Genomic DNA, 9,890 nt, shown 5'->3' on the forward strand with positions numbered 1-9,890 from the left:
ATCAAAAAAGTAATTAGTTCATAAGATGGCGTACACAGAGAGAAATATCACATGGATGAGATATCTGTAAGAGCCAAAGGAAATGGCTTCACGTTACCTGAGCTGATCATTACTGTGGCTATTTTAGCTATTATAATGACCATCGCCGCTCCTAGCATCTTTAAACATTTAGCTAGTATGGAAGCTAATCGCATCAAAAACCAGTTAGAGAGTATATTTAGTCTTGCCAAAGCGGAAAGTTATATTCGTCGACAAAATTTATTAGTGTGTCTTTCTGATGCTAAAGGCAGATGTCATAGAGATAGTGATAAAAAAATCTTACTCTTCGTTGATGTCAATGATAACAAGCATTTTGACGTACAAGTAGACTACTTGCTCGATGAGCAAAATTTGAACCCTAAATATAGTAAACTTAGTTTAAGAGTGGGCGCGAAACGTCACTACACAAAGTTTTGGGGTGATAGTGGAAAACCGCGAGGACATTTCGGTCACATAAAGTACTGCCCAACGTCGAGCTATAATGACGCCATGTATCAAATCTCATTTAACCAAGGCGGCATCGTCAGACATAAACCTAGCAGCACTCATCCTACGGGCTGTGCCTAATTTATGACTGCATAGTTATCACTGCATATGTCTGACTACAACAATCTGCCTGATCACTCCTCTTGAGCGTCAAATCTTATTCAAAAGCTATCTTCTAATCAAAGACTATCTACTGATAGCGTTGTTGCTGCTGCCAAAGTAGACGACTTTGCAGAGGTTGATAATCTAACAAATGATCTATGAGCTGACGATAAAGGCGCGACCAGTTACTGAGAGTATCAAGTACGACGCCCTGTTCAACCATTTTTATAATCTCTTTTCCTTCAAATATCGACTGCGCAGTAGCGTTAGTTGTCGCCTCAGTATGCACAATGGGAACTAATCCGGCATCTGGTAAAAATCGATAAGTCGTGTCAGGCTCAATAGCATTTAACATATTGTCTTGCTCTAACGTTAAAGAAAATCCTAACTCAGCAAATAGATGCTGCTCAAAATGGCGCAAACAAAGGCGCAGCTCGTCAGCAGTTAGAGCCTGCTTAAGCTGCTCTAGGCTATTTTGATAATGATGCCATAAGACTGGCATTGGATCTTCAGTTGGCAATAGTCGCCAGAGTATCTCGTTTAGATACAGTGCTGCATACTGATGTTGACCTGTGATCTGTTTATAAGAAAGCTCGTTTATAGGGTCTTTGGTGTCTTTAACAACCAGTTCTTGCTCACTCATGGGTGAAGAGACTTGGTCTACTTTAGGGGCACTATCGCTATGACTGTTACTAGGTATTTGAGCGATGTTAATTTGACTAAAGGTTTTAAGATCACGCTTACCAGTGGCAAACAGCTGCAACGGTATAAACAGCGGTGCTCCCTTTTTACCAATACCATGGACAACGCCATACTGCTCAGAGAATAGATAATAAAGCGCACGCTTTTCTTGATAAGAGCGTTGATGTAATAAGTAACCTGTTAACGCTTCATTACGCATCTGCTTTGGTCTCAGTAATATCGCATTTTCAGTGACAGTATAGTTTTAATAAGTTTAATACCCTAGGCTCGTCAAAGCGCGTTCATCATCAGACCAACCACGTTTAATTTTGACCCATAGTGTCAGCATAATCTTTTTATCAAACAGCTGTTCCATATCTTTACGAGCATCCATCCCTACCTGCTTAATACGCTGACCCTTATCACCTATGACGATAGCTTTTTGTCCACTGCGCTCAACATAAATAGTTGCATCGATAAAGGTTACGGCCTTACGCGGTCGTCCCGTTTTTGGATCAGTATGCGCAGGCTCATCCTTAAACTCATCAATCTGTACGGTCAAATCGTAAGGAACTTCGTCCCCTGCACTACGCATAATTTTTTCACGGATGATTTCACTGGCTAAAAAACGCTCTGAGCGATCAGTGATTTGTTCAGTGTCATAAATAGGTGCTGCATTTGGTAAGTGTGACGCTATCACTTCTTCTAGGCGATCAAGGTTTTGATTTTTGAGCGCCGATACGGGAACGATATCAGCGAAATCAAAGCTATCACTAAAGGTCTCGATAAGCGGTAGAATCGACCCCTTATCCTTTAAGGTATCGGCTTTATTGATGACCAGCACTACGGTCAAATTGGTATCGCCTAGCTTTTGCAGCGTTAACAAGTCATCGTCGCGCCACTGATCAGAGTCGACCACAAACAGTACCAGATCAACGTCAACTAACGCTGATACCGCCGCTTTATTCATGCGCTCGTTAATCGCTCGGACTTCGTTACGATGGATACCTGGGGTATCAACGAACACCGCTTGCATCTCATGCGTGCTCAAAATACCATGAATACGGTGGCGTGTGGTTTGCGGCTTGCGGGAGGTAATCGATAGCTTTTGACCCAGCAAGTGGTTCATCAAGGTTGATTTGCCAACGTTAGGACGACCGACAATCGCGACATAGCCTGCTCTAAAATCATCTGTCATCTGCGCTTGATGATTCGGTGAAAAAAACCCATCAATTGTATCTTCATTATTTGTATCATTATCTACAGCATCTATTTCTGTCTCAGCCTGCATTTGAACCTGACTTAACGCCTTACCTATTGTTCTTGGCTCTTTATCTTGAGTAGATTCTAGGCCTGCATTACTCGTAGGATTAGCAGTATCTAAGGTGCTCGCTTGATTGGTATCAGTATCTTTTGTCATAAGGGTATTGTGTTCTTTAAGTAGTGGCAAATCATAACGATTGCTTATAGAAAATTATTTATGTGCTTTTTTGGCAGAATTTGGTAGTTTATGCAGCTGATTAATCATAAGCTCAGCCGCTTTTTGTTCTGCAATACGGCGGCTCTCTCCTGATTCGGTAATATCAGGACAATTGGGAATATTAACCTGACAGCGCACTACAAAGATCTGATAGGGCGCGTTACCGCGAGTCTCGACCAGCTCATAATGCGGCAGATCAAACTGCTTAGATTGTAGCCACTCTTGCAAACGACTCTTGGCGTCTTTGAGCACTTTTTGATCGTTAACGTTATCAATCAAATCACCATACCAAGCCAATACGCAAGTACGAACAACTTCTAAGTCCTGACTGTCCAAGTAGATCGCCCCTATTAGTGACTCAACCGCATCGGCTAGTATCGATGCACGATTGCGACCACCGCCTTTACGCTCGCCGACGCCTAAAATAAGGTAATCTGAGAGGCCCAAATTTTGAGCGATAATAACGAGCGACTCTTGGCGAACTAATGTTGCGCGCATGCGAGTAAGCCTACCTTCATTCTCCAAGGGGAACTTATGATATAGCGCTTCGCCAACAATCATACCTAGCAGAGCGTCGCCTAAAAACTCCAAGCGCTCATAGTTTTTTTTGCTATCAAAAGAGCGATGAGTCAATGCCAATTTTGGAAAACTTAGGTTATTGAAGGTATAGCCTAGTTTACGTGTCAAAACAGCCAATCGCTGCATAAACTCAGAGCTTACAATAGGTGTCTCGGTAGCGTTATGATTGGACTGGGTCTTTGGCACCGTCTGCTGCGAAGTTGGTTTCATTTGTGGCTTGTGGTTATCCCTTTTTGTACAAGTGAGTAGTTAGTTGATCTCATTATTCTGTTATAGGTTCGATGTCGCCTTCAAAACGGCTGACGATATCGACATTCCCAAATAGATTATTGGTCTTATTGTACTTTTTGTAGATAGCCAATTGACCTTTTTGACTGTTGGTAAAGGTAAAAATATCTTCGGCTTTGGTATCGTAATAAGCATTGATAGATAGCTTCTTATTAGTATTCTCAATTAGCTCGCGAGCAGTATCGCCATTATCATTGGCTCTTTTGAGCTCAGCGGCGATGATTTTAGTCAATTGACGATCATCTAACTGTGCAGGGACAATAGCAACAGCTAGCTTTACCGCTATACCTAGTACCATGATAAACAATATAACACTTGTCACCCCAGAGCCGCGCTGTGTGGACAAGCTAGATAATTGATGCACCTTTATAATCCTTTAACCTGTTGGCGTATTGGTAACCGTAATACCTATATTAATATTAGCACAGACTCTATCTCTAACTGCGTTAAACCTCTTAGCTGACTACATCTAATCGATAGAGCCGTTGCGCGATAAAGACGGCATATTTAGACCTGGCGGTTTGTGCATCCAGATATAAGCCGCTTTACCTGCTAGGTTCTCGTCAGGTACAAACCCCCACCAGCGCCCATCGGCGCTGCGATCTCGGTTATCACCCATGACAAAATAATGACCATCAGGGACGGTAATGCGCCATTTAGTACCTGCCGAGCTAACCACCTCTGGAGACTCTTGCTGTAAAAAATTAGCATATTGTGAACTATTCATACCAGGCAAGTAGCGTACTAGATGCTTATGATCGCCTTGAATCTCTTCAAAGTACTCAGCTTTGGCTTCTTCATCTAAGCCCATCTGTATAGCATCTTGTTGAGTGAGTCTATAGTTTTGAATGGGTTGTCCTTCAAGATAAAGACTACTGGTAAGCTCAGGCTTAGGAGTAAAATCAACGGGGGTCGTCTCAACGGGCACATCATTGATAGCAAGCGTGCCATCGTCATAACTGACCGTATCGCCTGGTAGACCAATGGCACGTTTTATATAGTAGATGCTCGGATTCTCAGGATAGCGAAACACCATAACATCGCCATGTTCAGGGCTGCCTGTATCAATTACTTTAGTATAAGTAAGCGGTAAACGCACGCCATAAGCGTACTTGTTGACTGCGATAAAGTCGCCAGTATAGAGCGTCGGCACCATGGATGATGAGGGAATATTAAACGGCTCAAACAAAAACGAGCGCACAATCAAGACGACGGCGAGTACTGGAAAAAAGTCATAAGCCCAGCGTACTGGCATATTCTCTTTGCCAGCGCCCAGCTTTTTGCGCTGCTTTAGTACTAGCTTATCAAGCAGCCAAATAGCCCCTAAAACCAAGGTTAATGGCACCAAAATCAAATTAAAATCAAAATCCATACGTTGTTGCCTATTAACTTAGCACTGATCTGCTGTCAAAAACGCTGCGAGTCATTATTGTTTTAGAACGTATAACTCATTGATAAAATGAGCAGCTGTTATGTCCGTGTTAACTGTACTTTTATTAGATGTACCTTTACCAGACACAACCTTAAACTCTAACTATCTACTTGCAATACCGCCAAGAAGGCTTCTTGTGGAATCTCCACATTGCCGACTTGCTTCATGCGTTTTTTGCCCGCTTTTTGCTTGGAGAGTAGCTTTTTCTTACGCGAGACATCACCGCCGTAGCACTTGGCTAAAACATCTTTGCGCATAGCTTTGACCGTACTACGACCGATAATTTGACTACCAATAGCGGCTTGAATAGCGACATCAAACATCTGACGCGGTATCAGCTCTTTCATTTTGCCAACCAGCTGATTGCCGCGATGGCGCGCTTGGTCTTGATGGACGATCATAGCCAAAGCATCGACCTTTTCGCCGTTGATTAAGACATCAACCTTGACCAATTTGTCCGCTTGATAACGCTCAAAGTTATAATCTAAAGAGGCAAAACCGCGCGAGACCGACTTTAGGCGATCAAAGAAATCCATGACCACTTCACCCATTGGAATATCAAATATCATTTGTACTTGCTTACCCATAAAGCGCATATCAACTTGCACGCCGCGGCGCTCGATACATAGGGTCATGACATTACCTAGGTAATCTTGCGGTACTAGGATCTGGCAGCGGGCGATGGGTTCACGAAACTCTTCGATATTATTCGGTTCAGGTAGTCTTGAAGGGTTGTCGACGTAGATAATATCGCCGTTTTTCTTTTCAATCTCATAGATGACCGAGGGCGCGGTAGTAATCAGGTTGAGATCATACTCACGCTCAAGGCGCTCTTGGATGATCTCCATATGCAGCATACCCAAAAAGCCGCAGCGAAAACCAAAACCTAGTGCATCAGAGGTATCAGGCTCAAAGAACAGCGAGGCGTCGTTAATTTGCAGTTTTTGCAGCGCTTCACGAAACTTCTCAAAGTCATTAGCATCGACTGGGAATAGGCCGGCGTACACCTGCGGGGTGATTTGCTTAAACCCAGGAATACGCTCAACATCAGGCGTTTTGGCATGAGTGATAGTATCACCTACGGGCGCGCCTGCAATATCTTTAATACCAGCGATAATAAAGCCAACTTCACCCGCCTCTAAAATACCTGTATCTAGAGGTTTTGGCGTAAAAACACCAATGGAGCTAACAGGATGGGCGTCTTTGGTCGATAAGATATATATTTTATCGCCTTTTCTGACTGTCCCTTGACGTACGCGCACCAAAGAGACTACGCCTAGATAACTATCAAACCAAGAGTCGATAATCAGCGCTTGTAGCGGCGCGTCACGATCTCCTGTCGGTGCTGGGATAAACTCAACCAAAGCCTCAAGCAGCTTGTCAACGCCAAGGCCAGATTTGGCAGATACGCGCGGAGCATCAACGGCGTCAATACCGATAATGTCTTCGATCTCCTGAATGACGCGCTCAGGCTCGACTTGTGGCAGATCGATCTTATTTAGCACTGCCATGACTTCAAGGCCTTGATCAACAGCGGTGTAGCAATTAGCAACCGACTGCGCCTCAACCCCTTGCGCGGCGTCAACGACCAGTAGCGCACCTTCACAAGCGGCTAATGAGCGTGATACCTCATAAGAGAAATCGACGTGACCTGGGGTGTCAATAAAGTTAAGCTGAAAGCGTTCACCATTTGGATGGTCATAATACAAGGTTACGGACTGCGCTTTGATCGTAATCCCGCGCTCACGCTCGATGTCCATGGAATCGAGGACTTGCGCTTGCATTTCACGATCTTGCAGCGCGCCGCACATCTGAATAAAGCGATCAGCAAGGGTCGATTTGCCATGATCAATGTGGGCGATAATAGAAAAGTTACGAATATTAGCTAATGAGGTCACAAAGCGCCTACTAAATAAATGATGATTGAATAACAACGATAAAAAAGATGATGCCTAGCATAGACGTTAAGGTAGCCATGCAAACGATTACTCGCCTACAGGCCCTTTATCATACTTACAAAATCAGTAAAACAGCAATTGCTGCTGCTTTTGACTACGCATAGACAGGTGCAAGTATTCTAGCAGTTTTTGCCTACAAAGTAAGGCGATTTTGTTAGGCTCTGTTGGCGAGCAACAATATACAAGTAAAGTTCAGTCAGTAGTACGTTGAATATAGGTTGCGTTATTTTTATCTTCTTATAATATTTCAAACATACTTATCAATGCGGATAAGAAAGGTAATATTTTAGGCAAAAAAAAACCAATCACAAAGGATTGGAGTTTTTGATAACACAAGCTACTACTATATAAATGGTGGCGATGAAGAGACTTGAACTCTTGACCTCACGATTATGAGTCATGCGCTCTAACCAGCTGAGCTACATCGCCATTTAAGGCTCGGTATTATGCCCAAGCAGGAGACTTGCGTCAACCCCTAAAGCACAATTTTTTGCCTGTTACGCTAAATAAAAAGGTTTGGTAAACCGATAAGCCGGGTTCTGTCGTGGACGATCATTCCTCTAGGCGTATCATCGCTAATACGCTCAAGCAACCTACCCGCATCGAACGCGGGCCGCGCCATGCCGATGCCTATTTGGTCTTGCTACGCGTGGAGTTTACCCTGCCGTGAGATGTTGCCATTCACGCGGTGCGCTCTTACCGCACCCTTTCACCCTTACCGATAGTGTTAGACACTAAAGGCGGTCTGCTCTCTGCTGCACTGGTCGTCAGATTACTCTGCCCAGCCGTTAGCTGGCACGCTGCCCTATGTAGCCCGGACTTTCCTCCCCTGCAAGTCTATTCATTTATAAAACAAACAGTATGCAGCGGCGATCGCCTAGTCTACCAAGCGCGCTAGTATAGCAAAACTTGCACCCGCTTGGTTATGTATTTTCATCCTATTTATAGTTTAATTACTGACCTGTAATACGCTTGTACTTAGATAATAAATCACTCTCAGTCTCATTATGGTCAGGATCTTTGGGGATGCAATCGACAGGGCAAATCACTACGCACTGCGGCTCATCGAAGTGTCCCACACATTCGGTACATAGATCAGGATCGATGACATAGATGTCCTCCCCCTCTGAGATGGCCTCATTGGGACAAGCAGGCTCGCAGACATCACAGTTGATACATTCATCCGTGATTAATAGCGCCATAAACTGCTCCTTATCGATTATTACTGTTGTCAACCCGCTCTTTATGAACCTAGCTTTTCAATAAAAGCCTGAGAGACGCATTTTGGGACAAACTTACTGACGTCACCATCAAGCTTGGCGATTTCTCGTATCATCGTTGATGAGATAAACGAATAATGCTGAGATGGGGTCAAAAATACCGCTTCAAACCTATCATCAAGTTCGCGGTTCATATTGGCTAATTGAAACTCGTATTCAAAATCTGACATGGCTCGCAAGCCGCGCAGTACTGCTGTGGCGTTTTTTTCACGCATAAAGTCCACAAGTAAACCCTCAAAACCAACGACAGACACTTGCGGCAAGTCTGCAAATACCGTCTCAACTAGGCTCACGCGTTCTTCAAAGTTAAATAACGGCTTTTTGTGATGACCTGATGCGACAGCGATAACTACCTCATCAAATAATTTGGTCGCACGCTTGACCAAATCCACATGACCATTGGTAATCGGATCAAAGGTACCTGGGTACAAGATTTTGGTGTGCAGCTTTGATGAGGTGTTTGATGAGATTGCAGGGTTCATAGCAAGGGTCATATAGTGGTTGATGATACTGCGTATGCTAACAAATTTCGGCGGTGTTTAATACTTATCTGCTACATTTGTCCTAAGCTCGTTTTACCTATTTGGCTCGATGTTTTGATACAATAGCGGGTTCGACTCATCCGCTGCGAGCAATCGCAATAACCTGATAACAGTAATATTCTGATAACAGAGTTAGGACGAGGAACCGTTAGATCGGGGCAGCTATCTCAAAACAATGACTTGCCGCCCTTTGGAGAAAATAATGTCAAAAAAATCTAAAAAACCAGACAATCAAATTGCCAGTAATAAAAAAGCGCGTCATGAGTATTTTATCGAAGAAACATTCGAGGCGGGACTGGCATTGCAAGGCTGGGAAGTAAAGTCCATTCGCGCAGGCAAAATGACGATTACAGAAGCTTATATTATCTTTCGCAATAACGAAGCGTTTTTGTTCGGTGCGCACATTCAGCCGCTACTCTCAAGCTCAACCCATGTGAGTCCTGATACGACGCGTACGCGTAAGCTACTGCTTAATCGGCGTGAAATCGATAAACTCTATGGCGCAGTCAACCAAAAAGGCTATGCTTGCGTACCGCTATCATGCTACTGGAAAAACTCTCTTGTAAAATGCCAAATCGGCTTAGCTGTGGGTAAAAAGCAACATGACAAACGCAAAACGCTCAAAGATCGTGACTGGGAACGTGATAAGCAGCGCGGCTTTAAACAACATTTAGATTAAAGCCCTATATATTGATCTATAAAAAAGGACGATTCAGCCTTATGTTGAATCGTCCTTCTTATCTTTAGAGCATTCTAAAAATCATATGAAACCGTTTGCGCAACTTTTAAACTTTGTCTCTCTTGTTTTGCGCGGCGTAGTTGCTTAACACCATGAATAATGAGACATGCGATACCCAACCAAATGAGTCCATAACTATAAATCATCGCTGACTCAAACGGGTTGCCAAGTACAGTTACCGCCAATATAAATAACAGCGCAGGCTCGATATAGCTCATCATGCCGTAGACATTAACGGGTAGCATTTGACTAGCATCGACGTTGGTTTTCATCGCAAGGACACT

Annotated in this window: 10 protein-coding genes, 1 tRNA gene, 1 other RNA gene and 1 pseudogene; 2 read left to right on the top strand and 11 right to left on the bottom strand. The window is 43.7% G+C overall.

Annotated features, from left to right (window positions below; genetic code table 11):
- Window positions 1-51 precede the first annotated feature (51 nt).
- Window positions 52-606 carry a pilus assembly FimT family protein gene (locus tag ACTXGO_RS01105; RefSeq protein WP_443542494.1) on the top strand — a complete coding sequence of 185 codons (555 nt, stop codon included), beginning with the start codon at window positions 52-54 and terminating at the stop codon, window positions 604-606.
- Between the two features lie 109 nt (window positions 607-715).
- Here ACTXGO_RS01105 and recO read toward each other — a convergent pair whose 3' ends face one another.
- The 10 genes from recO to coaD form a co-directional block, all read right to left on the bottom strand.
- A complete protein-coding gene (gene recO, locus ACTXGO_RS01110; protein ID WP_435950251.1) occupies window positions 716-1,528 on the bottom strand; it encodes a DNA repair protein RecO in 813 nt (270 codons plus the stop codon).
- 54 nt (window positions 1,529-1,582) lie between these two features.
- Entirely contained in the window at window positions 1,583-2,599 is a 1,017-nt protein-coding gene (gene era, locus ACTXGO_RS01115; RefSeq protein WP_435951006.1) for a GTPase Era, read from the bottom strand.
- 183 nt (window positions 2,600-2,782) lie between these two features.
- A complete protein-coding gene (rnc, locus tag ACTXGO_RS01120) occupies window positions 2,783-3,577 on the bottom strand; it encodes a ribonuclease III (protein WP_435950250.1) in 795 nt (264 codons plus the stop codon).
- A 52-nt stretch (window positions 3,578-3,629) separates the two neighbouring features.
- Complete coding sequence (locus ACTXGO_RS01125; protein WP_317200172.1) at window positions 3,630-4,019, bottom strand: DUF4845 domain-containing protein; 390 nt, start codon at window positions 4,017-4,019, stop codon at window positions 3,630-3,632.
- A gap of 105 nt (window positions 4,020-4,124) precedes the next feature.
- Window positions 4,125-5,027: a signal peptidase I gene (gene lepB, locus ACTXGO_RS01130; protein ID WP_435950249.1), complete on the bottom strand. Its 903-nt coding sequence runs from the start codon at window positions 5,025-5,027 to the stop codon at window positions 4,125-4,127.
- Window positions 5,028-5,185: 158 nt separating this feature from the next.
- The gene (gene lepA, locus ACTXGO_RS01135) at window positions 5,186-6,985 is read right to left on the bottom strand and encodes a translation elongation factor 4 (RefSeq protein ID WP_317200174.1); all 1,800 of its coding nucleotides are present in this window, start codon (window positions 6,983-6,985) and stop codon (window positions 5,186-5,188) included.
- Window positions 6,986-7,397: 412 nt separating this feature from the next.
- Window positions 7,398-7,474: transfer RNA gene (locus tag ACTXGO_RS01140), tRNA-Met, on the bottom strand.
- 83 nt (window positions 7,475-7,557) lie between these two features.
- An RNA gene (gene rnpB, locus ACTXGO_RS01145) (RNase P RNA component class A) lies at window positions 7,558-7,934 on the bottom strand.
- Window positions 7,935-7,998: 64 nt separating this feature from the next.
- Entirely contained in the window at window positions 7,999-8,247 is a 249-nt protein-coding gene (locus tag ACTXGO_RS01150) for a YfhL family 4Fe-4S dicluster ferredoxin (protein ID WP_317200175.1), read from the bottom strand.
- 41 nt (window positions 8,248-8,288) lie between these two features.
- Window positions 8,289-8,807: a pantetheine-phosphate adenylyltransferase gene (gene coaD, locus ACTXGO_RS01155; RefSeq protein ID WP_317200176.1), complete on the bottom strand. Its 519-nt coding sequence runs from the start codon at window positions 8,805-8,807 to the stop codon at window positions 8,289-8,291.
- 262 nt (window positions 8,808-9,069) lie between these two features.
- Between coaD and smpB the strand changes: the two genes are divergently transcribed.
- Window positions 9,070-9,546: an SsrA-binding protein SmpB gene (gene smpB / locus ACTXGO_RS01160; protein WP_317200177.1), complete on the top strand. Its 477-nt coding sequence runs from the start codon at window positions 9,070-9,072 to the stop codon at window positions 9,544-9,546.
- A gap of 74 nt (window positions 9,547-9,620) precedes the next feature.
- Here the strand turns inward: smpB and ACTXGO_RS01165 are convergent.
- Window positions 9,621-9,890 (bottom strand): annotated as a pseudogene (locus ACTXGO_RS01165) (EamA family transporter RarD); the annotation flags it as partial.

The organism is Psychrobacter sp. T6-1 (genome assembly GCF_052258445.1).

Bases quoted from the DNA above. Each gene is read 5' to 3' on its own strand.
- ACTXGO_RS01105 (WP_443542494.1), top strand. From the start codon at position 52: ATGGATGAGATATCTGTAAGAGCCAAAGGAAATGGCTTCACGTTACCT.
- recO (WP_435950251.1), bottom strand. From the start codon at position 1,528: ATGCGTAATGAAGCGTTAACAGGTTACTTATTACATCAACGCTCTTAT.
- era (WP_435951006.1), bottom strand. From the start codon at position 2,599: ATGCAGGCTGAGACAGAAATAGATGCTGTAGATAATGATACAAATAAT.
- rnc (WP_435950250.1), bottom strand. From the start codon at position 3,577: ATGAAACCAACTTCGCAGCAGACGGTGCCAAAGACCCAGTCCAATCAT.
- lepB (WP_435950249.1), bottom strand. From the start codon at position 5,027: ATGGATTTTGATTTTAATTTGATTTTGGTGCCATTAACCTTGGTTTTA.
- ACTXGO_RS01150 (WP_317200175.1), bottom strand. From the start codon at position 8,247: ATGGCGCTATTAATCACGGATGAATGTATCAACTGTGATGTCTGCGAG.
- coaD (WP_317200176.1), bottom strand. From the start codon at position 8,807: ATGAACCCTGCAATCTCATCAAACACCTCATCAAAGCTGCACACCAAA.
- smpB (WP_317200177.1), top strand. From the start codon at position 9,070: ATGTCAAAAAAATCTAAAAAACCAGACAATCAAATTGCCAGTAATAAA.